The 23,455-nt window shown below is 67.9% G+C and carries 25 protein-coding genes; 13 read left to right on the top strand and 12 right to left on the bottom strand.

Annotated elements, in window-relative coordinates:
* Nucleotides 1-18: 18 nt before the first annotated feature.
* Nucleotides 19-1,077: an NAD(P)-dependent alcohol dehydrogenase gene (locus VN11_RS18340; protein WP_053450778.1), complete on the bottom strand. Its 1,059-nt coding sequence runs from the start codon at nucleotides 1,075-1,077 to the stop codon at nucleotides 19-21.
* 107 nt (nucleotides 1,078-1,184) lie between these two features.
* Between VN11_RS18340 and VN11_RS18335 the strand changes: the two genes are divergently transcribed.
* The gene (locus VN11_RS18335; protein ID WP_053450777.1) at nucleotides 1,185-2,069 is read left to right on the top strand and encodes a LysR family transcriptional regulator; all 885 of its coding nucleotides are present in this window, start codon (nucleotides 1,185-1,187) and stop codon (nucleotides 2,067-2,069) included.
* A 67-nt stretch (nucleotides 2,070-2,136) separates the two neighbouring features.
* Here VN11_RS18335 and VN11_RS18330 read toward each other — a convergent pair whose 3' ends face one another.
* Nucleotides 2,137-2,799 carry a TetR/AcrR family transcriptional regulator gene (locus VN11_RS18330; protein WP_053450776.1) on the bottom strand — a complete coding sequence of 221 codons (663 nt, stop codon included), beginning with the start codon at nucleotides 2,797-2,799 and terminating at the stop codon, nucleotides 2,137-2,139.
* Nucleotides 2,800-2,877: 78 nt separating this feature from the next.
* Between VN11_RS18330 and VN11_RS18325 the strand changes: the two genes are divergently transcribed.
* Nucleotides 2,878-3,573 carry a DAPG hydrolase family protein gene (locus tag VN11_RS18325; RefSeq protein ID WP_053450775.1) on the top strand — a complete coding sequence of 232 codons (696 nt, stop codon included), beginning with the start codon at nucleotides 2,878-2,880 and terminating at the stop codon, nucleotides 3,571-3,573.
* A gap of 12 nt (nucleotides 3,574-3,585) precedes the next feature.
* On the opposite strand, the gene VN11_RS18320 is transcribed toward VN11_RS18325, so the two are convergent.
* Together VN11_RS18320 and VN11_RS18315 are read right to left on the bottom strand one after the other, a co-directional pair.
* Complete coding sequence (locus VN11_RS18320) at nucleotides 3,586-4,002, bottom strand: VOC family protein (RefSeq protein WP_053450774.1); 417 nt, start codon at nucleotides 4,000-4,002, stop codon at nucleotides 3,586-3,588.
* Nucleotides 4,003-4,061: 59 nt separating this feature from the next.
* On the bottom strand, nucleotides 4,062-5,165 hold the full coding sequence (locus VN11_RS18315) for an alkene reductase (RefSeq protein ID WP_053450773.1): 1,104 nt from the start codon (nucleotides 5,163-5,165) through the stop codon (nucleotides 4,062-4,064).
* 131 nt (nucleotides 5,166-5,296) lie between these two features.
* Between VN11_RS18315 and VN11_RS18310 the strand changes: the two genes are divergently transcribed.
* A complete protein-coding gene (locus VN11_RS18310) occupies nucleotides 5,297-6,202 on the top strand; it encodes a LysR family transcriptional regulator (RefSeq protein ID WP_053450772.1) in 906 nt (301 codons plus the stop codon).
* 10 nt (nucleotides 6,203-6,212) lie between these two features.
* On the opposite strand, the gene VN11_RS18305 is transcribed toward VN11_RS18310, so the two are convergent.
* The gene (locus VN11_RS18305; protein WP_053450771.1) at nucleotides 6,213-6,632 is read right to left on the bottom strand and encodes an Imm70 family immunity protein; all 420 of its coding nucleotides are present in this window, start codon (nucleotides 6,630-6,632) and stop codon (nucleotides 6,213-6,215) included.
* Between the two features lie 185 nt (nucleotides 6,633-6,817).
* Here VN11_RS18305 and frmR point away from each other — a divergent pair, with 185 nt between their 5' ends.
* The 4 genes from frmR (at nucleotide 6,818) to VN11_RS18285 (ending at nucleotide 10,747) form a co-directional block, all read left to right on the top strand.
* A complete protein-coding gene (frmR, locus tag VN11_RS18300; protein ID WP_005411009.1) occupies nucleotides 6,818-7,093 on the top strand; it encodes a formaldehyde-responsive transcriptional repressor FrmR in 276 nt (91 codons plus the stop codon).
* Between the two features lie 58 nt (nucleotides 7,094-7,151).
* A complete protein-coding gene (locus tag VN11_RS18295) occupies nucleotides 7,152-8,261 on the top strand; it encodes an S-(hydroxymethyl)glutathione dehydrogenase/class III alcohol dehydrogenase (protein WP_053450770.1) in 1,110 nt (369 codons plus the stop codon).
* Nucleotides 8,262-8,311: 50 nt separating this feature from the next.
* Nucleotides 8,312-9,142: an S-formylglutathione hydrolase gene (gene fghA, locus VN11_RS18290; RefSeq protein ID WP_053450769.1), complete on the top strand. Its 831-nt coding sequence runs from the start codon at nucleotides 8,312-8,314 to the stop codon at nucleotides 9,140-9,142.
* Between the two features lie 159 nt (nucleotides 9,143-9,301).
* Nucleotides 9,302-10,747 (top strand): GGDEF domain-containing protein, encoded by a 1,446-nt coding sequence (locus VN11_RS18285; RefSeq protein ID WP_053450768.1) that lies wholly within the window; start codon nucleotides 9,302-9,304, stop codon nucleotides 10,745-10,747.
* A gap of 34 nt (nucleotides 10,748-10,781) precedes the next feature.
* Here VN11_RS18285 and VN11_RS18280 read toward each other — a convergent pair whose 3' ends face one another.
* Together VN11_RS18280 and VN11_RS18275 are read right to left on the bottom strand one after the other, a co-directional pair.
* Complete coding sequence (locus VN11_RS18280) at nucleotides 10,782-11,252, bottom strand: hypothetical protein (RefSeq protein ID WP_053450767.1); 471 nt, start codon at nucleotides 11,250-11,252, stop codon at nucleotides 10,782-10,784.
* Nucleotides 11,253-11,257: 5 nt separating this feature from the next.
* Nucleotides 11,258-11,704: a universal stress protein gene (locus VN11_RS18275; protein ID WP_053450766.1), complete on the bottom strand. Its 447-nt coding sequence runs from the start codon at nucleotides 11,702-11,704 to the stop codon at nucleotides 11,258-11,260.
* Nucleotides 11,705-11,845: 141 nt separating this feature from the next.
* Here VN11_RS18275 and VN11_RS18270 point away from each other — a divergent pair, with 141 nt between their 5' ends.
* The 4 genes from VN11_RS18270 (at nucleotide 11,846) to VN11_RS18255 (ending at nucleotide 16,960) form a co-directional block, all read left to right on the top strand.
* Complete coding sequence (locus VN11_RS18270; protein ID WP_053450765.1) at nucleotides 11,846-12,754, top strand: LysR family transcriptional regulator; 909 nt, start codon at nucleotides 11,846-11,848, stop codon at nucleotides 12,752-12,754.
* 176 nt (nucleotides 12,755-12,930) lie between these two features.
* Nucleotides 12,931-14,445 carry an MFS transporter gene (locus VN11_RS18265; RefSeq protein ID WP_053450764.1) on the top strand — a complete coding sequence of 505 codons (1,515 nt, stop codon included), beginning with the start codon at nucleotides 12,931-12,933 and terminating at the stop codon, nucleotides 14,443-14,445.
* A gap of 23 nt (nucleotides 14,446-14,468) precedes the next feature.
* On the top strand, nucleotides 14,469-15,551 hold the full coding sequence (locus VN11_RS18260; protein ID WP_053450763.1) for an HlyD family secretion protein: 1,083 nt from the start codon (nucleotides 14,469-14,471) through the stop codon (nucleotides 15,549-15,551).
* On the top strand, nucleotides 15,548-16,960 hold the full coding sequence (locus VN11_RS18255; protein ID WP_053450762.1) for an efflux transporter outer membrane subunit: 1,413 nt from the start codon (nucleotides 15,548-15,550) through the stop codon (nucleotides 16,958-16,960). The genes VN11_RS18260 and VN11_RS18255 overlap by 4 nt, the downstream gene beginning before the upstream one ends.
* 112 nt (nucleotides 16,961-17,072) lie before the next feature.
* On the opposite strand, the gene VN11_RS18250 is transcribed toward VN11_RS18255, so the two are convergent.
* From VN11_RS18250 to VN11_RS18230, 5 genes are all read right to left on the bottom strand, one after another.
* Nucleotides 17,073-17,411 carry a hypothetical protein gene (locus VN11_RS18250; RefSeq protein WP_053443843.1) on the bottom strand — a complete coding sequence of 113 codons (339 nt, stop codon included), beginning with the start codon at nucleotides 17,409-17,411 and terminating at the stop codon, nucleotides 17,073-17,075.
* 77 nt (nucleotides 17,412-17,488) lie between these two features.
* Nucleotides 17,489-18,430, bottom strand: a complete 942-nt coding sequence (locus VN11_RS18245; RefSeq protein WP_053450761.1) for a DegV family protein — start codon at nucleotides 18,428-18,430, stop codon at nucleotides 17,489-17,491.
* A 95-nt stretch (nucleotides 18,431-18,525) separates the two neighbouring features.
* Entirely contained in the window at nucleotides 18,526-19,158 is a 633-nt protein-coding gene (locus tag VN11_RS18240) for a 2-hydroxychromene-2-carboxylate isomerase (RefSeq protein WP_053450760.1), read from the bottom strand.
* Between the two features lie 20 nt (nucleotides 19,159-19,178).
* Nucleotides 19,179-20,462 carry an amidohydrolase family protein gene (locus VN11_RS18235; RefSeq protein ID WP_080374963.1) on the bottom strand — a complete coding sequence of 428 codons (1,284 nt, stop codon included), beginning with the start codon at nucleotides 20,460-20,462 and terminating at the stop codon, nucleotides 19,179-19,181.
* Nucleotides 20,462-21,871: an amidohydrolase gene (locus tag VN11_RS18230; RefSeq protein ID WP_053450759.1), complete on the bottom strand. Its 1,410-nt coding sequence runs from the start codon at nucleotides 21,869-21,871 to the stop codon at nucleotides 20,462-20,464. The genes VN11_RS18235 and VN11_RS18230 overlap by 1 nt, the downstream gene beginning before the upstream one ends.
* Nucleotides 21,872-22,030: 159 nt before the next feature.
* Here VN11_RS18230 and VN11_RS18225 point away from each other — a divergent pair, with 159 nt between their 5' ends.
* Both VN11_RS18225 and VN11_RS18220 read left to right on the top strand, forming a co-directional pair.
* Nucleotides 22,031-22,807, top strand: a complete 777-nt coding sequence (locus VN11_RS18225) for an AMP nucleosidase (protein ID WP_005414446.1) — start codon at nucleotides 22,031-22,033, stop codon at nucleotides 22,805-22,807.
* Between the two features lie 43 nt (nucleotides 22,808-22,850).
* The gene (locus VN11_RS18220; protein WP_008264653.1) at nucleotides 22,851-23,390 is read left to right on the top strand and encodes a DUF924 family protein; all 540 of its coding nucleotides are present in this window, start codon (nucleotides 22,851-22,853) and stop codon (nucleotides 23,388-23,390) included.
* The last annotated feature ends 65 nt before the right edge of the window (nucleotides 23,391-23,455 follow it).

The raw sequence follows: 23,455 nt of genomic DNA, 5'->3' as shown, positions 1-23,455 counted from the left end.
TTTTGCATCTGCCTTGGATCAGGCGGCGTTCTTCATCGTCGCCATGTCGATCACGAAGCGGTAGCGCACATCGTTCTTCGCCATGCGCTCCCAGGCCTCGTTGACGTTCTTGATGTCGATCATCTCGACATCGCTGACGATGCCGTGCTCGGCACAGAAGTCCATCATCTCCTGGGTTTCGGCCATGCCGCCGATCGCCGAACCGGTCAGGTGCTTGCGGCCGAAGATCACGCTGCCACCGGTCAGCGGCGGGTCCAGCTCGGTCAGTACGCCGACCAGGCACATGGTCGCCTCGCGCTTGAGCAGGCCCATGTATGGGTTGGTGTCATGGCCGACCGGGATGGTGTTGAGCAGGAAGTCGAAGCTGCCGGCGTGTGCCTTCATCTGTGCAGCGTCGCGCGAGACCAGCACTTCGTCGGCGCCCAGGCGCTTGGCGTCGGCACCCTTTTCCGGCGTGGTGGTGATCATCACCACGTGCGCGCCGAGTGCCTTGGCAAACTTCACACCCATGTGGCCGAGGCCACCGAGGCCGATCACGCCGACCTTCTGGCCCGGGCCGACCTTCCAGTGGCGCAGCGGCGACCAGGTGGTGATGCCGGCACACAGCAGCGGCGCGGCGGCCTTCAGGTCGAGGGTGTCGGACACCTTCACCACGAAGCGCTGCTCGACCACCACGTGGTCGGAATAGCCGCCGTAGGTCGGTGCACCGCTCTGGCGTTCGCGGCCGTTGTAGGTCCAGGTCGCGCCTTCGGCGCAGTACTGCTCCAGGTCGTGCTCGCAGGCGTCGCAGTGGCGGCACGAGTCGACCATGCAGCCGACGCCGGCGTGGTCGCCGACCTTGAAGCGGGTGACGTTGCTGCCGACTTCGGTCACGCGGCCGATGATCTCGTGGCCGGGCACCATCGGGTAGATCGAGCCACCCCAGTCGTCGCGGGCCTGGTGCAGGTCGGAGTGGCAGATGCCGCTGTAGAGGATCTCGATACGGACATCGTCCGGCCCGACCGCGCGGCGTTCGAATTCGTACGGGATCAGCGGGTCGGTATGTGAATGGGCGGCGTAACCACGGGCGAGGGACATGGGGAATCCTTGGCAGGGTTTGTCGAAAGGCGTTTTACAATACGCCCCGCACCCAGCGGCAAGAAGCCCGGATATCGGCATGATTCATCAAGTGAAACTGCACAATCATGGCCACTGACAATCTATCCCACCTGGCCGCGTTCGCGGCGGTCGCCCGTCACCGCAGCTTCCGCCGTGCCGGCGCCGAGCTGGCGCTGTCGACCTCGGCGGTGAGCTATGCGATCCGTGCGCTGGAGGAACGGCTGGGGGTGGGCCTGTTCCACCGCACCACCCGCAGCGTGGCCCTGACCGAGGCCGGGCAGCGCCTGCTGGAACGCTTGCAGCCGGCCCTGGGCCAGGTGCATGACGCGCTGGAAGAGATGAACCAGTTCCGCGCCGCCCCGGCCGGCCTGCTGCGCATCAACGCCACCCGCGCGGCGGTGGCGACCCAGCTGGGGCCGCGGCTTGCGCGCTTCCTGCACGCGCATCCGGACGTGCGGGTGGAGCTGACCGAGAACGATGGCCTGGTCGATATCGTTGCCGAAGGCTACGACGCCGGCGTGCGCCTGCATGAGTTCATCCCCGAGGACATGGTGGCAGTGCCGATGGGGCCGCCGCTGCGCGGGCTGATCGTCGGCGCGCCGGACTACCTGCGGCGACGTCCAGCCCCGCAGCATCCGCGCGATCTTGCTGCGCATGAATGCATCCGCTTCCGCTTCGCCAGTGGCCATCTGTACAAGTGGCAGTTCGAGCGTGGTGGGCAGGCGTTGGAGATCGACGTGCCCGGAAGGCTGACGCTGGGCGAGCAGGGCACCGTGGTCGGCGCGGTGCTTGATGGCATCGGCCTGGCTTACGTGCTGGAAGACACCGCGCGGCCATACATCGACTCGGGGCAGATGGTGGCGGTGCTGGAAGACTGGAGCGAACCGTTCGCCGGTTTCGCGTTGTACTACCCGAAGCAGCGGCAGATGCCGGCGGCGCTGCGTGCGTTCGTGGACATGCTGCGCGAGTGAGTCGCTGCAGGAGTGCCGACCAACGATCGGCACCCACCGGGACAGGGCATTCCTGGATGGCGCCAGGCTACGGCACCTGCAACACCGGCCCCAACAACGCCACGCACTCATGTAGATGCACGTCCACCGGCGCATCCTCGGCCACCACGCCGATCACGCGCTCGCGCAGTGGCTCGGCCACGGCCATCGCCAGGATCAGCCTTGCCGTGCACGGGTGGTCTGCATCGCGCAGCAGCCCGCGCTGCTGCTGCCGCGCCAGCCAGTCGGCCAGCAGCACGCGGCCGCGTTCGATGCCGTTGTGCAGATAGGCCTGCAGCAGCGCGTCCTTGCCGGGGAAGTCGGTGGCGAGCAGGCGGAACACCTGCACTGCCTGCGCCGACAGCGCTTGTGCGCAGACCGCCTGCAGGATCGCGTGCAGCACCGGCAGCACTTCGTCGGCGTTGCGGGCATCACGCTGCAGCTGCGGCGCGAAGCCGTCGGTCCACTCACGCACCGCCAACCCCACCAGTTCCTCGCGGTTGCTGGCATGGCGGTACACGGTCTTCTTCGCTACCCCGGCATGCGCTGCCACCGCTTCGATGGTGGTCGCTTCGTAACCCTGTGCCAGCAGCAGTTCCAGGGTGGCCTGCAGTACCGCATGGCGGACTTCGGCTTCCGGTCGCGCGGGGCGACCGCGGCGACGGGTCGGCGTTGTGGGCTCGGGCAGGGTGGTGCTGTTCATTGCGCCCATCTTACCGCATTGGGTTAATTGCGAAACGTAGAGCGTTTCCGTATTGTCGGGCTTCTCAACCCCGCAGGAGACCCCCCGATGGATACCGCTGTGAACGCTCGCGCCTGGCTGGACCACCACGATCTGCTCGACCCGGCGCCGATGCGTCTGGAGACCGGCATCCAGCGCCGCGAAGACGGCACCCTGCGGGTGGCCGTTCGTACCGATCTGCACGGCTGCAAGGGCCGCATGCTCGACTGGTGGTTCACCTTCTTCGAGACCACCCAGCACATCCGCTGGTGGCATCCGCTCGATCACGTCGAGCATCGCGGCTGGGACGCAGCCTGGCAGCGCGGCCGCAGCTACCATGGCGCCAGCATCCATGCGGTGGAATCGCTGGCCGACATTCCGCCGGTGGCAGCGCGGCTGAAGTTTCATGACCCGCGCACGCTGCTTGCACCCGAGCGCCTGCAGGCGGCGCAGGATGCGGGTGATGTGTCGGCGGTGATCGCCGCACGCATCGGTTTTGGCGATCACGTGCGCCTGGATGCGCATGGCGACCCTTGCGATGGGCAGATGTTGCACGTCGCGCGCGATACGCCGTTCGGCTGCGTGCTGCGCAGCCGATTCGTGCTGGGCCTGGACAGCGCCGAACCGCAGCGCGATGCCAGCGATGCGGTCGGACTGGGCCTGCTCAAGCACTGCTACACGGAGTTCAGCTTCCTCTCGCGCCTGCTGCCGTCGCTGTACTACGGCGAGCGCGCCAACGGCGAGGCGGTGCCGTTGCCGTGGTGACCGGCGCGCCGGTCAGTCAACCAGCGCGTCGTAGCCTTCGCCACTGAACTGGATCAGGCAGAAGCCGTGGCCGAACGGATCGGCCAGTACCGCGATGTGGCCCCAGTGACGCTCGCGCACCGGCTGCTCCAGCGTTGCTCCAGCCGCAACCGCACGCGCCAGCGCGGCCGCGATGTCATCCACCACCCAGTCCAGATGCAGCGGCGTCCAATGGCGCTCGTAGTCGCGCACGTCGCCGTCCTCGGTGGCGGCGCTGCCTTCCTCGTTGTGCAGCAGGTACAGCGGGGTCGGCCCGCCGAGCAGTTCCACGGCGCCCGGGCCAAGGCGGCGGCCGATGCGCAGGCCGAAGGCTGCGGTGTAGAAGGCTTCAGCCGCGGCCAGATCGGGGACGTCGAGATTGACGATGAACGCTGCGGTGGGCGTATCCATAAGCAGGCTCAGTGGATGCGGGCAGGCAGTGTACGCCCGCATCCACGCATGGCGTGGATCTACTGCGCGCGCGGGTAATCGAGATAGCCCGCCTCGCCGCCACCGTAATAGCTGCTGCGGTCCGGAGTGGCCAGTGCGATGTCGTGCTGCAGGCGCTCGACCAGATCCGGGTTGGCGATGAACGGCTGGCCAAACGCGGCCAGATCGATGGTGCCGGCCTCGACCAGCTGCAGGGCGCGCTCGCGGGTCATGCCGCCAGCCAGGATCAGCGTGCCGCCGTAAGACTGCTTGAACTGCTGCAGGAACGCCTCACCCAGCACCGATTCACCCTGTTGCAGATTGTCGTTGAGGTGCACGTAGGCCAGCCCGCGCTTTCCCAGTTCCTCGGCCAGGTACAGATAGGTGGCTTCGTTGTCGGGGTAGAACGGCATGTCGAAGGTGAGGTTGTTCGGGGCCAGCCGCACGCCGATGCGGTGCGCGCCGATGCGTTCGGCCATCGCATCCACCGTCTCCAGGATCAACCGCGCACGGTTCGGCAGCGAGCCGCCGTAGCGGTCCTCGCGCTGGTTGATGAGCGGGTTGAGGAACTGTTCGAACAGGTAGCCGTTGGCGGCATGCAGTTCGATGCCGTCGAAGCCGGCGGCGATCGCGTTGTCGGCACCGCGCACGAAGTCGTCGACGATGCCTGGAATCTCGGCCGTATCCAGCGCACGTGCCGGAGTGGGATCGGCGTGGCCGCGGCTGCCGTCGTCCAGGTACACGAACGAGGTGTTCTTCGGTGCGCTGGCGACCGGGCGGGTGCCGGCGCTGACCGGCTGGCCACCTCCGGGCTGCAGCGAGGCATGCGACATGCGGCCCACGTGCCAGAGCTGGGCGAAGATCGTGCCCTGCGCGGCATGCACCGCCTCGGTGACCTGCTTCCAACCCGCCACCTGTTCGGCCGACCAGATGCCCGGCACGTCGATGTAGCCCTGGCCCTGCGGCGAGACCGGCGTGCCTTCGCTGATGATCAGGCCGGCACTGGCACGCTGCCGGTAGTACTGCGCGGTGAGGTCGTTGGCGACCGACCCGGGGTTGCGGGCACGGGTCATCGGAGCCATCGCGATGCGGTTGCGCAGGGCAGTGCCGGCCAGGTCGAACGGGTGGAACAGGGTGGCGGTCATCTCGGTTATCTCGGTGCGGGGGGAGGGGCGCCAGCGGCGCCATGCACACAGGATGGAGTTGACATGCGGGCGCATAAAGCGCTTCGATTTCCCTTGGTGCGGGACTATTTGTCCCTAATGAGGGATTGAAGATGCTGCCGCTGGAATCCTTGAATGGCCTGGTCACGTTCGTCACCACGGCCCGCTCGGGCAGTTTCACCGAGGCCGCCGATACGCTGGGCATCTCGCGCTCGGCCGTGGGCAAGGCCATCGCCCGGCTGGAAGCGCGGCTGGGCGTGCGCCTGTTCCATCGCACCACGCGGCGCATCGCGCTGACCACCGATGGCGAGGCCTATTACGCTTCGTGTGCGGCCGCGCTGGAAGAGATTTCCGCCGCCGAGGCCTGCCTGGGCTCGGCCGGCCTGCCCAGCGGGCGGCTGCGCATCGACATGCCGTCCTCGTTCGGGCGGCTGGTGGTGCTGCCGGTGCTGTTGCGCCTGTGCCGGCAATACCCGGACCTGCAGCTGACGATGACCTTCACCGATCACTTCGTCGATCCCGTCGAGGAAGGCATCGACCTGCTGATCCGTTTCGGCGGCCTGCACCAGGCCGAGCACCTGGTCGCGCGCCGGCTGGGCCGCCAGCGCCTGGTCACCTGCGCCGCGCCGGCCTACCTGCAGGCGCACGGCGTGCCGGGCAGTGTGGAGGAACTGGCACAGCACCGCAGCATCGTTGGCTTCCGCCACGGGCAGCCGGTAGCGTGGCGCATCGGCAGTGATGATGCCGAAGGAACCTTCATCCCCAACGCGGCCTACCAGCTCAACGACGGCGATGCGGTGATCGACGCCGCCATCGCCGGGCTGGGCATCTGCCAGATGCCGGCGTCGCTGGTACGCCGTCACCTGCAATCCGGCGCGCTGCAATCGGTGCTGGACGCGCACATGCAGCGCCACATCGACATCCACGCGCTGTGGCCGCCAACCCGTCACCTGCGGCCGAAAGTGCGCTACGTGGTGGATGAACTGACCCGGTTGGCGGGTGAGGGGCTGTTCGATTGAGCCGGACGCATCAATAGCTGACGATCCGGGCAGACGTGTCTCCGCCTTCCTGAAGTGCTTCAAGTACATCAATCAGAAGCGCAATCAGATCACGCCCATGTGCAGTGACGAAATAGTTCCCCAAGCTATCAATTTCGGGAGCGATATCGTCTCCCCACGGCGGACGCTGCGCTCGATCGTCGAACGACCAGATGGCATGGGTCGGTGGCATTTCGGCTAGCTCAGTGCGGATGACGTGCATTTCGAACAGCGCGGTGGCCGCATCTGATTTCTGCACGCAGCCGGCATAGAGCTGCTCCATGATGATCGGGAAGCGGCTTCCCCATCCATCCGGTTCCAGATTGCCGCTGATTGTCGAGAAGAACGCATACAGAAAATCGCTGCTGCCGATCTCATCGGTGATGCGCCCGAGTTGGATGCCAATGCCCATTATTTGATTCCAGATGTTGCCCCCGATAGCTTGCCTGACACAGCGTTGGTGGCCGCTGGGTCATTTCAAGCAATTGATTTTGCTTGATTAAAAGCTGCCGTCCCGGAGCTCCAGGAAGCCATTTGCGTCAAGGCAATTGCTTCCATGTATACTATCCTCCAGTATAGTTCAGAGGTGGCCGCGCCATGCCGCACTCCCCCGAAGAGAAAAAGAAGGTGCTGGCCCGCGTGCGCCGCATCCGCGGCCAGTGCGATGCGCTGGACCGCGCGCTGGAAGCCGGTGCCGACTGCGGGCCGGTGCTGCAGCAGATCGCCGCCATCCGGGGCGCGGTCAACGGCCTGATGTCCGAGGTGATGGAGGCGCATCTGCGCGAGGAGTTCGGCCAGCCTGCGGCCTCCGACGAACAACGCGCCGAACGCGTGCGCGACATGAGCGCGTTGATCCGCTCGTACCTGAAGTAAACGACGGCGCAACGTTGCGCCGCGCATCCTGTCATTGCCTGTCTTTGGAGAAGCCACCATGAAGTCCCGTGCCGCCGTCGCCTTTGGTCCCGGCCAGCCGCTGCAGATCGTCGAGATCGACGTCGCCCCGCCGAAGGCCGGCGAAGTGCTGGTCAGGATCACCCACACAGGTGTGTGCCACACCGATGCGTTCACCCTGTCCGGCGACGATCCGGAAGGCCTGTTCCCGGTGGTGCTGGGCCATGAAGGCGCGGGGATCGTGGTGGAGGTGGGCGAGGGCGTGACCAGCGTCAAGCCGGGCGACCACGTGATTCCGCTGTACACCGCCGAGTGTGGCGAGTGCCTGTTCTGCAAGAGCGGCAAGACCAACCTGTGCGTGGCCGTGCGCGCCACCCAGGGCAAGGGCGTGATGCCCGACGGCACCAGCCGCTTCAGCTACAACGGCGAGCCGCTGTACCACTACATGGGCTGCTCGACCTTCAGCGAGTACACCGTGGTGGCCGAGGTTTCGCTGGCGAAGATCAATCCGGACGCGAACCCGGAGCACGTCTGCCTGCTCGGCTGCGGCGTCACCACCGGCATCGGTGCGGTGCACAACACCGCCAAGGTGCAGGAAGGCGACAGCGTGGCGGTGTTCGGCCTCGGCGGCATCGGCCTGGCGGTGATCCAGGGTGCGCGCCAGGCCAAGGCCGGCCGCATCATCGCGGTGGACACCAATCCGTCCAAGTTCGAGCTGGCCCGTGAATTCGGAGCCACCGACTGCATCAACCCGAAAGACTTCGACACGCCCATCCAGCAGGTCATCGTCGAGATGACCACCTGGGGCGTGGACCACAGCTTCGAATGCATCGGCAACGTCAACGTGATGCGCGCGGCGCTGGAATGCGCGCACCGTGGCTGGGGCCAGAGCGTGGTGATCGGCGTGGCCGGTTCTGGGCAGGAAATCTCCACCCGCCCGTTCCAGCTGGTGACCGGCCGCAAGTGGATGGGCACCGCCTTCGGTGGCGTGAAGGGTCGCAGCCAGCTGCCCGGCATGGTCGAGGACGCGATGAAGGGCGATATCGAACTGGCCCCGTTCGTCACCCACACCATGGACCTGGACAAGATCAACGACGCCTTCGACCTGATGCATGAAGGCAAGTCGATCCGTTCGGTGGTCCACTACTGAGCCGCGCCGGGTGGCAGGCTTGAGGGCCTGCCGCCCCTCGGGAGGAACCCATGGAACGCATCGAACACCGCGCCTGCTTCGGTGGCTGGCAGGACGTCTACCGTCATCATTCGACCACGCTGGGCTGCGACATGCAGTTCGCCGTGTACCTGCCGCCACAGGCGGAGACGCAGGCGCTGCCAGTGCTGTATTGGTTGAGCGGGCTGACCTGCACCGAGCAGAACTTCATCACCAAGGCCGGCGCGCAGCGCTATGCGGCCGAGCACGGCGTGATCATCGTTGCGCCCGACACCAGCCCGCGTGGCGATGACGTGGCTGATGCCGAAGGCTACGACCTGGGCAAGGGGGCAGGGTTCTACCTCAACGCCACCCGTGCACCGTGGGCGAAGCATTACCGCATGCACGACTATGTGGCCCAGGAACTGCCGGCGCTGATCGAGGCGAGCTTCCCCGCGACCGGCGCGCGTGCGATCAGTGGCCATTCGATGGGCGGCCACGGTGCACTGGTGATCGCGCTGCGTAATCCGGGGCGCTACCGTAGCGTGTCGGCGTTCTCGCCGATCGTCGCGCCCAGCCATGTGCCATGGGGGCAGAAGGCGTTCCACGCCTACCTGGGCGACAACCCGGCCGACTGGGCGCAGTGGGATACGTGCGCGCTGGTGGCGACGGCCAGTGAGCGCCTGCCCCTGCTGGTCGACCAGGGCGGGGCCGACGAGTTCCTGCAGACCCAGCTGCAGCCCGAGCGCCTGCAGCAGGCCTGCGATGCGGCCGGCCACCCGCTGACCCTGCGCCTGCAGCCCGGCTACGACCACAGCTACTACTTCATCGCCAGCTTCATCGGCGAGCACGTGGCACACCACGCCCGCGCCCTCCAAGGCTGACACCCCCGGAAAAGGGGACGGAGGGGATTAAGTCGCTTTTGCCATTGTGCCGAAAGCGACTTAATCCCCTCCGTCCCCTTTTTTCTGCGCTGGATCACGCCATCGTGGCGCGACGCCGCGCTATCGTGCGCGCATACGGCCTTGCGGATCGGGGGAGGCATGCCGGTAGTGCTGGCGCTGCTGTACGTGCTGTGCCATGGCTTGGTCGTGGCCCTGTGGCCGGGGGCGACCGGCGTGGGCTCCTTCGTTTTCCTGACCGGCGCGCCGCTGCTGGCGGCGATGGCCTGCCTGTGGCGGGCACGTCGCGACCGCGCCGCGCTTGGCTGGCGTGCCACGGCGCTGGCGCTGCTGCTGTGGGCTGGCGGCATGGCCTTCAACATGATCGATGCACTCGGCGCCGGTCGCGCCGATATCACGCCGCAGGCCAGCCTGTTCCTGTACGTGCTGTACGGCGTGCCGCTGGTGTTCATCCTGGCCCGCGCGCGCCGTGAGCGCCTGAGCATCAGCCTGATCGACGCCGCGATGGCGGCGCTGCTGGGCGTGCTGTTCTTCGTGCATACGCAATCGTTCGCCGCCCGTATCGATATCGACGATTCGGCGATGGCCAGCATGCAGCGCATGTTCGATATCCAGAACCTGTGCATCGCCGGGTTCGCGGTGGTGCGCTGGCTGGCCGGTGATGTGCCCGAGCGGCGCGGCTTCTTCCGGGTGCTGGCGCTGTACGCGCTGGCGTACCTGCTGGTGGCCTACTACATCAACCACTACACCTCGGGTGATTCCTTCGGCGCCTACAACGATCTGCTGATCGACCTGCCGTTCCTGCTGCTGGCGTTGCTGGCGTTGAGCCGGGCACCGGTACCGGGCTCGGCGCCGCATCCACGGCTGGCGCGCACCGTGCAGGCTGCGGGGCCGATGATCCTGCCGTTGCTGCTGCTGGTGGTGGGCACGCTGGTGGTCGACCACGCGCGACCGCTGGCGGTCAGTGGCTTCGTGGTGGCCACGCTGGGCTTCGGCCTGCGCAGCATCCTGCTGCAGACCGACCTGATGGAACGCCAGGCCGGCCTGGACCAGCTGGCGCGCCAGGATGGCCTGACCGGGGTTGCCAACCGCCGCGAGTTCGACGCGCTGCTGCTGGCGGAGTGGAACCGCGCACGGCGCAGTGGCAGCCCGCTGGGCCTGCTGCTGGTGGACATCGACCATTTCAAGGCCTTCAACGACCAGCACGGCCATCCGGCTGGCGATCGCTGCCTGCAGGCCGTGGCCGCGGTGTTGAAGGCCATCGCCGGCCGCGCTGGCGACAGCGTGGCGCGCTATGGCGGCGAGGAATTCGCGGTGATCGTGCCTGGAAGCGCGCTGTCGGGCGTGCTGGCGCTGGCCGAACGGCTGCGCGAGGCGGTGGAGGCCCTGCCGCTGCCGGAAGGGTCGGTCAGTATCAGCATCGGCGTGGGCTACCTGCATCCACCGGCCCTGGCCAGTGCCGATCAGTTGCTGGCGGACGCCGATGCCGGCCTGTATGCCGCCAAGCGGGCCGGCCGCAACCAGGTGGTGCTGCACGCGCATGTGCTGGATGACGAAGGCAGCACGCACGGCACGATGGATTGCTGAAGGCCATGGTTCCCGTGGTGCCTGCGCGTGCGCATCATCGCTGCCGCAGCCAGCCGGCCGGATCGAGCAGGCGGAGCCCGACCGGTGACAACGAGCGCTGCCGCAGTGGCAGCTTCGCCGCGTGCACCACGAATGCACAGCGTGCCAGTTGCCGGCGCAACGGCGCCAGCGTGTCGTCGTCGCGGGGGCGTGCGTGCCGCCACTGTGCAATACGCAGCAGGCAGGCCAGCAGGTCCAGTTCGCTGGCGGCGATGAACGGCGAGCCGGACCGCAGCAGATCTATCGGCGCGGCAGGCGTGGCCAGCAGCGGCAGCAGGTTGATGAACGCGCCGCAGCCCTCGGGATCAAGGCCGAGGTCGCTCAACCCGGCCAGCCCATCGGCCCGCAGGTCGGGCTCGCGCAGTTGGCGTATCGCAGCGAGCAGTGCCTGCTCGCCACGACCCAACTGGCGGCCGAATGCCCGGTAGTTGACGCGGGTAGGAAACAAGGGGGAACGGGAGGCCATGGCAGCTAGGGTTGGGGGTCGCGGGTTTCCACCAGCACCGGACAGGGCGCGTGGTCGATGGTCCATTGCCCGATCGAGGGTTCGAACAGGCGTTGCAGGCGGGACAGGTGGCGGTGGCCGATCACGATCAGGTCGCACTTCAGGCGCTTGGCCTGTTCGCTGATGACTTCGCCGGGATCGCCGGAGGGAATCTGCGCGATGGCATCGACGCCGCGTTCGCGCAGTTCGGCCAAGGCTTCGGCCAGCACCGCTTCGGCGCGCGAGCGCTGGCGGGCGGCTTCCGGATACTCGATGCGGTCGGCTTCGCTGGCATCGGCGGCCAGCGCGAATTCGGGATCGAGCACGCACAGCAGGTGCAGGCGACTACGCGGGCCGGCGATGGCCGCGGCGAGGTCCAGCACGCGCGCGTGCTGGGGGCCGCCGTCCAGGGCGACCAGCAGGGTATTGAACATGGATGTCTCCTTGGCAGGCCGGGGATGGTCGCCGATGTCACCGCGCGCACCCATGCCGTGCGGCGCAGGCAATACGTGCATGGCATGCAATCGACTTTTACTTGGAGTGTCGTAGAGTCACTCCATTTATTGGAGACTGCCATGCCCTTGCCCGATCTCAACCTGCTGCTGGCCCTGGATATCCTGCTGGACGAAGGCAGTGTCGCCGGAGCGGCTCGGCGCATGAATCTGAGCGCGCCGGCCATGAGCCGCACCCTGGGGCGGATCCGCGACGCGCTGGGCGACCCGGTGCTGGTACGCGCCGGCCGCGGCCTGGCGCCGACCCCACGCGCGCTGGAACTGCGCGAGCAGGTGCGCGACGTGATCGAGCAGGCCCATCGGGTGTTCAACGAAGGGCGCGAGGTGGACATCCAGACCCTGGAACGTACCTTCAGCATCCGCGCCAACGACGTGTTCATCGGCAGCTACGGCGGCCGCCTGCGGGACGTGTTCCGCGAGCAGGCGCCAGGCTGCACGCTGCGGTTCATGCCCGAAGGCGATACCGACGATGACGCGATGGTGCAGGGCCGGATCGACCTGTATATCAGCACTGCCGGCAAGCACACCCAGGAAACCAAGGTGCAGAACCTGTTCACCACGGCCCTGCTGGGCGCAGCGCGCAAGGATCATCCGCTGTTCGACGGCGATATCACCGCCGAAAGGTTTGCCGCATGCGACCACATCGCCGTCTCGCGGCGCGGCATCGCGCATGGGCCGATCGACGACGAACTGGCACAGCTGGGCCTGCAGCGGCGGGTGGCGATGGTCATCCCCACCTTCCATGGCGCGATCTTTGCTGCAGCCGCCTCGGACCTGGTGCTGCCGCAGATGCCCAGCGTGATGCTCGATCGCATCGCCTACATGGGGCTGCCACTGCGCATGTTCCCGTTGCCGGTGCCGGTACGCACGGTGGCGCTGGTGCAGGCCTGGCACCCGCGCATGGACAACGACCCGGCGCACCGCTGGCTGCGCCGTGCGATCAAGAGCATGTGCGACGCCGACGCTGTGTAATCGTGTGCCGACCAACGGTCGGCACCCACCCAAACCCGTGCGTCCCGCGCACGCCTGGCATCGCATCCACGCCATTTTTCGCAGCAGTGGGCCTGCCTAGACTGCGCTCCCCACATTCACGGAGCGCACGCCATGTCGCTTCACCTGCCGTGCGCCGCACGGATCGGCCCGCGCCCATGAGCGCGATCACCGTGCCACAGGCCCCCGCCGCCCCGCTTGCCCCCGCGTTCGATCGCCGCATCGTGGTCGGATTGTGCGGCGTGCTGCTGGTGGTGCTGCTGTCGGGCTTCAACGAGAACGTCACCAAGGTCGCGCTGGCCGACATCCGCGGTGGGATGGGGTTCAGTGCCGATGACGGCAACTGGATCACCGGCATCTACAGCGCCATGTCGGTCAGCGCGATGGCCTTCGCGCCCTGGTGCGCAGCCACCTTCTCGCTGCGCCGCTTCGGCCTGGTGATGATCGCCGCCTTCATGGTGCTGGGGGTGCTGTGCCCGCTGGCGCCGAACCTGCCGACTTTCCTGCTGCTGCGCGCATTGCAGGGCCTGGCCGGCGGTGCGCTGCCGCCGCTGCTGATGAGCGTGGCGCTGCGCTTCCTGCCGCCGGGCATCAAGCTGTATGGCCTGGCGGGCTACGCGCTCACCGCAACGTTCGGGCCGAGCATGGGCACGCCGCTGGCCGCACTGTGGGTCGAGCACGCCGGTTGGCAGTTCGCGTTCTGGCAGATCGTGCCGTTCTGCGTGGCCGGCATGGTGATGGTCGGCTGGGGCCTGCCGCAGGACCCGATGCGCCTGGAGCGCTTTGCCCAGTTCAACGGCGTGGGCCTGGCCCTGGGGTTGCCGGCACTGGTGATGCTGGTGCTGGGCCTGACCCAGGGCGCGCGCCTGAACTGGTTCGATTCGCCGCTGATCACGGTGCTGCTTGGCGGCGGCACCGGCCTGCTGGTGTTGTTCTTCATCAACGAGTGGTTCCACCCGCTGCCGTTCTTCAAGCTGCAACTGCTGGCCCATCGCAATCTCAGCTATTCGCTGGTCACCTGCGTGGGCGTGCTGTTCGTGCTGCTGGCGGTCATCTCCATCCCCTCCGGCTTTCTCGCCAGTGTGCAGGGCTACCGCCCGCTGCAGACCGCGCCGATGTTGTTGTGGGTGGCGCTGCCGCAGGCCATTGCGTTGCCGCTGGTGGCTGCGCTGATGAACCAGCGTGCGGTGGACTGCCGCTGGGTGCAGGCGGCCGGGCTGCTGCTGCTGGCGGCGGCGTGCTTCCTGGGCGCACACCTGGATGTGCAGTGGAACCGCGACACCTTCCTGTGGGTGCAACTGCTGCAGGTGGTGGCACAGCCGATGGCGGTGCTGCCGTTGCTGCTGCTGGCGACCACCGGCCTGGCGCCGCAGGACGGTCCCTATGCCTCGGCCTGGTTCAACACCGTCAAAGGCTTTTCGGCGGTGTTTGCCGGTGGCGTGCTTGATGCGGTCGGACAGACACGGCGCCACCTCCATTCCACCGCGCTGATCGATCACCTGGGCAACCAGCCGTGGTTGCCCGCCAGCGCCGATCTGCCCGCGCGGCTGCACGCCCAGGTGCAGGCGCTTACCTCGGCGGACCTGTACTGGCTGGTCGCGCTGGTGGCCCTGGGCTGCCTGCCGCTGCTGCCGTGGGCCACCCGTGTCCACCCGCCACGTGCCGTGGCCTGACCCTCACCCGCAAGGACTCCCCCATGAGCCTCAACAAGACAACCCTCAACACCGGCCTCGTGCTGGGCGTGCTGGCCCTGGCGACCGGCAGCTGGCTGCTGCTGCGCGACGGGCGTTACCAGCGCACCGACAACGCCTACGTCAATGCGGATTTCACCGTGGTCGCACCGAAGGTGGCCGGCTTCGTCAGCAGCGTCGAGGTGGACGACAACCAACCCGTGAAGGCCGGCGACGTGCTGGCGCGCATCGACGACCGCGACTACCAGGTGGCCCTGCAGGCAGCGCGTGCCGACCTGGCCAACGCCCGTGCACAGCTGGCCAATGCACAGGCCGCACTGGCCCAGCAGGGCTCGCTGATCGAACAGGCCAGGGCCAGTGTCGATGTCAGCCGCTCCGAACTGACCCTGGCCAGCGCCGACCAGCAGCGCTACCGCGAACTGGCCCGCGACGGCGCCGGCACCGTGCAGAACGCGCAGCAGGCGCAGTCGAAGCAGGCGGTGGCCAGTGCGCACCTGCAGCAGGGCCAGGCCGCGTTGTCGACCGCACGCCAGCGCACCGACATCCTGACAGCCGGTGTGCAGGCCGCGCAGGCCGCGGTACAACGCGCCGAAGCCGCGCAGGCGCGCGCCGAACTGGATCTGTCGCACACCGTGCTGCGCGCACCGATCGACGGCATGGTCGGCCGCCGTGCGGTACGCGTTGGCGCCTACCTGACGCCGGGAACGCCGGTGGCCGCCGTGGTGCCGTTGAAGCGCGCGTTCGTGGTCGCCAACTTCCAGGAAACGCAGATGACCCGCATGCAGGCCGGCCAGCAGGTTGAGCTGAAGGTGGACGTGTTCCCGGGCAAGCCGCTGCGTGGCCACATCGACAGCATCGCACCGGCGACTGGCGTTACCTTTGCCGCCATCGCGCCGGAAAACGCCACCGGCAACTTCACCAAGGTGGTGCAGCGCATTCCGGTGAAGATCGTGCTGGAGCCGGGCCAGCCGCTGCTGGAGCAGCTGCGTGCCGGCATGTCGGTGGAAGCCCGCGTTGACCTGGACAGCCGCGTGCGCGTGCAGAGCGCGCAGCGCGTGCAGGACCGCACGGACGGGGAGGACGCATGAGCGCTGGCAGCGTGTTCCGAACCTTCGTTGCGGCCACCCTGTGCACGGCCCTGGCCGCCTGCACGATGGGCCCGGACTTCGTACGCCCGCGGGCAGAGCTGCCCAGCCACTGGCAGGGTGAGGCGGTCGCCGGCAACGCCATCGACCAGGACGCGGCCTGGTGGGCCGGCTTCGACGATCCGCTGCTGGGCCAGCTGGCGAGCCAGGTGCTGGCGGCCAACCTGGACCTGCAGTTGGCGGCCAACCGCGTGCAGCAGAGTCGCGCCGCGCGCGGTGCCACCGCGGCCGACCGTCTGCCCAGCGTCAGCGCAACCGCCAGCGGCGCACGCGCACGCAACAGCGAGGTGGGCTTGAGCGATCCGTCCGGCAACGGCGGGCGCGAGGACTACGGGCTGTTCCAGGCCGGCATCGGCCTGAGCTGGGAGCTGGACCTGTGGGGCCGCGTGCGCCGCCAGGTGGAAGCGGCCGATGCACGCGTGCAGATGGCCGAGGAGGATGCACACGCGGTGCGCATCGCGCTGCTGGCGGAAACCGCGCGTGACTACCTGCAGCTGCGCGCGACGCGGCAGTTGCGGGCGATCACCGAGGACAATCTGAGCATCGCCCACGATATCAAGCGCCTGACCGAAGCGCGCCAGCGCCAGGGTGTGGCCAGCACCTTGCAGGTTTCCAGTGCGGCGGCGCAGGTCGCTTCGCTGCAGGCGCGCATCGCACCGCTGCAGCATCGCGAATCGCAGCTGCGCAATGCGCTGGCATTCCTGCTGGCACAACCGCCACAGGCGCTGGACGCACAGCTGCAGGACGCGCGCCGTGACTGGCCGACGTTGCCGACGGTGGCGGTGGGCGTGCCCAGCGAACTGGCCGAACGTCGCCCGGACATCCGCCGTGCCGAAGCGGCATTGCATGCGGCGACGGCGGGCATCGGCGTGGCTCAGGCCAGCTTCCTGCCGCGCATCACCTTGAATGGCGATGCCGGTTTCCAGGCCAGGCAGCTGGATGACCTGGACGGCTGGAACGCGCACCGGTTCAGCATCGGGCCGTCGATCAGCCTGCCGATCTTCCAGGGCGGGCGGTTGAAGGCCAACCTCGCATTGAGCCGGCTGCAGCAGCAGCAATCGGCGCTACAGTTCCGTCGCACCGTGCTGCAGGCCTGGCATGAAGTGGATGATGCCATCGATGGCTACGCAGCCGAGCAGCAGCGTACCGTGCAGCTGCATGTGGCGGTGGACGAAAGCGAGACCGCATTGGGTGCGGCGCGCCGGCAGTACCAGGCCGGCGTGGTCGACATGCTGGACGTGCTGACCACCCAGCGCATCACGCTGGACAACCAGGCTGCGCTGACCAACAGCCAGGCCACCGCGGCGATTGCACGGGTGGAGCTGTACCGCGCGCTGGGCGGTGGCTGGTAATGCCGGCCGCTGGCCGGCATCTTCATGGATTCTGCAGTTGCCGGCCAGCGGCCGGCACTACCGTGTGACGCGGTAGTTGCCAACCAAGGTTGGCATCTACCCGGGGCAGGCCTCAACGCACGTCGCGCAGTTCCCAGTGATGGCCGGCCAGCAGGCGCAGGCGCTGCTTGAACACATCACTGTCGATGCGGGTGGTGGCCACCAGGTTGATGCGCAGGTCTTTCTGCTCACCGGTCACGGTGGCGTCCGGGTCGGTGACGCCCCACTGCGGTTCCACCGCATCCGGGTCGGGCTGCTTGGCCTTCCAGCGCTCGAACAGCGCGCCGCTGCGCAGGGCGTCCTGCAGCTCTTCAGCGAAACCGGCGGCGCCCTGCGAATGGAAGGACAGGTCAGGGTCGTTGCCGCGGGCCTTGGACGGGTCGGGCAGGCTGATGTGGTACTGCGCAGGCATGGTGTTCTCCTTGAAGTGCGGCAAGGCTGGCACAGTCGTGGTGGAATCGATGTGCAGATTCCGGCCGTCGCCAGCGCTCATTCGAACCGATGCGGCCCATCGGCAAAGCCCACGGTGACCGCGCCCTTGCCGACGTTGACCATGCCGGTCAGGCTCATCACCGATTCGTACACGGTCACGCCGTGGCTGGCGCAGACCTCTTTCAGCGGTGCATAGCCGGGCAGGGTGCGCAGCTCGTCCAGCTCACCGCCGTAGCTGACACACACGGTCGGCGTCATCAGTCCGGCACGCACGCGCTGGCCAACCACCGCAAACAGCTTCTGCACCGCGTTGTCGAAGCCCTTGATCTTGGCCACCGGCCCGGTCTCGCCGCGGTAGCCGTGCAGCACCGGCTTGATGTCCAGCGCGCTGCCCAGCGCGGCGCTGAGCAGGCCGACGCTGCGGTCGCCCTTGTGCCGCGCACGCGCGCGCATGTAGTACAGGTCGCGGGTGACCATGTAGCCGTGCACGTTGCCGGCCAGTTCCTCCAGCCGCTCGCGGATCTGCTGCACGCTGGCGTTGCTGTCGCGCAGGCGCACCGCCTCCACCGCGGTCACCGCCTGCGCGGCGAACAGGTTCTGGGTATCGAGCACGCGCAGCGCGAACGGCGAGTTGTAGCCCGCCGCCTGCCGCACCGGCTTGTAGTCGTTGAGGATGGCGAAGCTGGCCTGCAGCGCGTTGTCGTGGATCGGGCTGCGGGTCTTGGTGATGGTCATGCAGAACACGTGGTCGTAATCGATCACCAGCTGCTGCAGGAACAGGTCACGGATCTGGTTGACGCTGAACGGGATGGTTTCCGCTTCCGCACCATGCTCGGCCACGTGCGCGTGCAGGAAGCTCAGCGTGGCCTGCTCATCGCGATGATCGGCCAGCACGGCTTCGCCGATCCGTACGGTGATCGGCAGCAGCACGATGTTGTGCGCGGCAATGAAGTCCTGCGGCAGGTCGCAGGCCGAGTCGACGACGATTCCGATGCGCATCCGCGGCTCCCCCTCCAGGGCGGTTGTAGGTTCGGAAACGTGAAATCTATCTCAAAACCGGGCGTGGCGCGCGAGGGAAACGCGCCACGCCCTGTTCAGCGGTTGCGCTGCACCGCTACCGGCAGGCTGGCCAGGCGCTGCCATTCGGGCTGCAGCAGCAGGCCTGGGTCGGCCAGCACGGCGGCCATCAACGGGTGCGCGTCGTTGCCCCAGAACAGCTCGTCGTCGATGGCCAGGGTGGGGACCCCGAACACGCCCGCGGCAATCGCGGCCTCGGTATTGCGCCGCAGCTGCTCCTTGACCGCCGGCTCGGCGATGGCACGGTCGGCATCCTCGATGCCCAGCCGCGCGGCCGGCTCGCGCAGCGCATCGGCACTGTCGGCGGCGTTGCCGTCGCGCCAGATCCAGTCGAACAACACATCCACCGCCTGTGCGCTGGCGCCGGCGGCCAGGCACAGGCGCAGCGCCGACAACGGGTTGAACGGATGGCCCGGCGGGAATCGCAGGGGCGTACCCTCGGCCTGCGCGGTCCACAGCAGCTGGCGGTAGATGAAACGACGCTTGGCGGGAATCTCGGCCGGACCGAGGTTGCCCAGGTGATGCAGCACCGCACCGAAGGCAATCGGCACCGGCTGGATCTGCGCGAACTGCGGCAGCTGCTTCAGCTTCTGCCAGTGCAGGTAGGAATACGGCGAGACGAAGTCGAAGTACCAGCGCAGCGTGGCCATTGGAATTTCCTCGTGTACGGTCAGGGCTGCGCGTTGCGCTGCAGGTAGCGGTCGCGCAGTTCGGTCTGGCGCGAGCGCATCGGCATCGCACGTCCCCCCAGCCAGACCTGTTCGGCATAGTGCGCCACGTCCAGCGGGTCGCCTTCCCACAGCACCAGGTCGGCGCGCTTGCCGGGCTCGATGCTGCCGATCTGGTCGGCCACGCCGAACGCCTGCGCCGGTACCCGGGTCAGGCCGGCCAGGCCGTCGGCCCAGGGCAGGCCATGGGCGACCGCATTGCCGGCCAGCTGGCGCATCTTGCGGGCGTTGTGGGTGGCGTCGCCGCGCTGCACGAAGGAGACCGCCACACCCGCGCGCTGCAGGCGTGCCGCATTCTCCAGCGTGGCCCCGATCTGGTCGAAGCTGGCCGGCAGGTTGGCCAGCACATCAACGAACACCGGCACGTGGGCAGCGGCCAGTTCCGGCGCCACCTGCCACGCTTCGCTGGCCCCGGCGATGGCGATCTTCACCTTCTCGCGGGCGGCCCAACGCAGCAGCTGGCGGATGTCGGCGGCACGGTCCACTTCCACCACGATGCGGCCCTGGCCGGCCAGGTAGCGGCTCAACGTGCGGCGGCCGGCCGGGGTCAGCAACGCATGCGGCGAGTCTGCGGCCACCTGGCCACGCGCCTCGTCGATCATCTGCTGCAGCAGCATCCACTGCGCGGCGCGCGACTGGCCGGTCAATTCCGAGGCGGCTGCGCCGATGCGCAGGAACAGGGCGCGCGGGCCGATCGGATCGATGCTGCCATCGAGCCGCATCACGCCGCCCTGGCCGGCCACGAAGCCACCGCCGGGGGTTGCCCCCAGTGCGGTGAAGCCGATCCCTTCCAGCCGGGTCACCGGAATCAGCACCGAGGCCGGGTTGTAGGCCAGGGTCACGTCGAACTCGGGCCGCAACGGTTGCTCGCCGATCTTCAGTGCGCTGTCGACGGTGCTCCTCTCGACCAGTACTTCTTCGATGCCGGTCTCGGTGATGCCGCCGAACAGTGCAGGGGTCAACGGGCGGCCACTGGCCTCGACCACGGTTGCGCCAGCGGGCGCGGACAGGCCGTTGCCCACCGCACGGATGATGCCGCCCTGCACCAGCACGTCGGCGTTCTGCAGGCTGCCGCGTGCGCTGGCGGTGTGCACCGTGGCGTTGCGCACCAGCAGGTCCTGCGCCTGTGCGGATGCGGAGATGCACGCCAGCACCATGGCGGTAGCGCCGAGCCAGGCCCGGCTGCCCTTCGCGGCAGAGTGCAGCCACTGCTTGAGCACCCTCATCAGCGCACCTCCTGGCCAAGCTGGAAATCGGAACGCGGCGTCGCCGCCGGCGCACTGCGGTCGTACAGGCGGCGGCCGTCGATGAAGACCTGCTCGGCCAGCGCGTAGGAACTGAAGGGATTGCCGTTCCACACCACCACATCGGCCATCTTGCCGGCCTCCAGGGTGCCGGTCTGGCCCTCGATGCCCAGCGCCTTGGCGGCGTTGGCGGTCATCCAGGTGATGGCGTGCTCGGGTGTGATCTCCGGCATGCGTGCACGTCGCGCCGAGGCCATCACCTTGGCGGCTTCCTGGTTGAGGCGCTGGATGCCTTCGGGTGAATCGGAATGGACGATGGCACAGCTGTTCTTCGGCCGGTCGACCAGCGCGATGTTCTCCGGAATACCGTCGAAGGCCTCCATCTTGAAGCCCCACCAGTCGGCCCACAGCGCGCCGCAGACGCCATCGGCGGCCAGCCGGTCAGCCAGCTTGTAGGCCTCCACGCCGTGGTGGAACGCGGCCACCTTGAAGCCGAATTCCTTGGCCAGGTCGAGCATGGTGGCCATTTCGTCGGCGCGGTAGCAGTGGATGTGCACGCGGATGTCGCCCTGGATGGCGCCGGCCAGCGTGTCCAGCTTGAGGTCGCGCTTGCCGCCGGCATCCCCGGCGCTGTCGCCCTTGTCGCTGCCGAACCAGCCCTTGCGCTTGGCCGGCTTGGGCTTGTTCTTGGCGATGTAATCGGCGGCATCGATGAAGGCTGCGCGATAGCCGGCCACGTTGCCCATGCGCGTGGCCGGGGCCACGCCCTTGCCTTCGCCGTAGACCCGCTTGGGGTTCTCGCCGCAGGCCATTTTCAGGCCCCACGGCGCGCCGGGGAACTTCATCGCCTGGTAGGTCACCGCCGGTACGTTCTTCAGGGTCACGCCGCGGCCACCGACCAGGTTGGCCGAACCAGGCAGTACCTGCATGCTGGTCACGCCGCCGGCCAGCGCCGTGGCGAAGCCCGGGTCCTGCGGCCACACCGAATGCTCGGCCCAGACGTTGGCGGTGACCGGCGCGGTCATCTCGTTGCCGTCGCTGTGCGCACCGACGCCCGGGCTGGGATACACGCCCAGGTGCGAGTGCACGTCGATCAGTCCCGGCGTGACCCACTTGCCCTGGGCATCGATGCGGGTGACGGCGGCGTCGGCCTGCAACTGCTGGCCGACCGCTACGATGCGGCCCTCGCGCAGCAGCACGTCGGCGTTGTCCAGGCGCTGGCCGGTGCCGGTCAGCACGGTGGCGTTCTGGATCAGCACCGGCGCATCGGGATGCGCCTGGTAGGTGCTGGGGTAGGGATCGGCGAGGAAGCGCGAGGCGCCCACCGCCGGTGCCGTACTCAATGAAAGCAGCGCCAGTGCCACCCCGGCGCGCAACAACGTCGATGCCATGCAGTTCCCCTTGCTTGCGGCTTGGTCCAATCGCCGACGCTAGCCGGGGCGTGGTGGGCTTGCCAAGTGACCTTCTTCACAGGCTGGCCGCTGGCGGCTCGACGGCACCGCCGGTCTGGCCGAAAATAGCCGGTCCCCCGCCGTCCCGGACCCCGGCCCATGAAGAGCAAGCAGGAAATCGTCGACAACTGGCTGCCGCGCTATACCGGCGTGCCCCTGGACCAGTTCGGCCAGCACATCCTGTTGACCAACTTCGGCGGCTACCTGCATACCTTTTCCGAGCTGACCGGCGCGCCGGTCATCGGCCTGGACCGGCCGATGGCCAGTGCCACCATCGACGGCATCACCATGATCAACTTCGGCATGGGCAGCCCCAATGCCGCGATCATCATGGACCTGCTGTCGGCGGTGATGCCCAAGGCGGTGCTGTTCCTGGGCAAGTGCGGCGGGCTCAAGCGCAAGAACCAGCTGGGCGACCTGGTGCTGCCGATCGCCGCGATCCGCGGCGAGGGCACCTCGGGCGACTACCTGCCGCCGGAAGTGCCGGCGCTGCCGGCGTTCGCGCTGCAGCGTGCGGTCTCGACCATGATCCGCGACCTCGGCCACGACTACTGGACCGGCACCGTCTACACCACCAACCGCCGGGTCTGGGAACACGACGAGGCCTTCAAGGAGCGGCTGCGGGCGATGCGCTGCATGGCCATCGACATGGAAACGGCCACGGTGTTCGCCGCCGGCTTCGCCAACCACATCCCCAGCGGCGCGCTGCTGCTGGTGTCCGACCAGCCGATGATCCCCGACGGGGTCAAGACCGAGGCCTCCGATGCCAAGGTCAGCTCCCAGTTCGTGGAAAACCATATCCAGATCGGCATCGAGGCGCTTAAGCTTATCCGGCGCAACGGCAAGTCGGTCCGCCACCTGCGCTTCGACGAATGATGATGATGGCCTGGCGCGGCGCGCCGGCCCTGGGGAGTAGGTGATGGACGTTGCCGCGCAAGTGGTGGAATTCTGGAAGGAGGCGGGCCCGGAAAAGTGGTTCGCCCGCGACGATGCGTTCGACGCGCAGTTCCGCCGGTTGTTCCTGGATGAGCATTTCGCCGCGGCGTCGCGCGCGCGCGAGCATTGGCTGGGCAGCGCCGAGGGCGCGCTGGCGCTGATGCTGCTGCTGGACCAGTTCCCGCGCAACTGCTTCCGCGGTACCGCCCATTCCTACGCCACCGATGGCCTGGCCCGGCACTACGCGATGCGCGCGATCGAGGAAGGCCTGGACCTGCAGCTGGTGCCGAAGCTGCGCGCCTTCATCTACCTGCCGTTCGAGCACTCCGAGGATCCACTGGACCAGGACCGTTCGGTGGCGATGTTCGACGCACTGGGCGACAAGGAATACCTGCAGTACGCCGAACTGCACCGCGACATCATCCGCCGTTTCGGCCGCTTCCCGCATCGCAACGCGGTACTGGGCCGCATTCCGGCGCCGGAAGAGCTGGACTACCTGGCCGAAGGCGGGTTTGCGGGGTAGATCCACGCCATGCGTGGATGCAAAAAACGCCGGCGTTCGCCGGCGTTTTTCGTAGGTTTCAACCG

It is taken from the genome of Stenotrophomonas maltophilia, from assembly GCF_001274595.1.
GTDB classification, from domain to species: Bacteria; Pseudomonadota; Gammaproteobacteria; order Xanthomonadales; family Xanthomonadaceae; genus Stenotrophomonas; species Stenotrophomonas forensis.
Note: the sequence above shows the minus strand (reverse complement) of the source record. Positions and strands in the feature narration are given on the sequence as shown.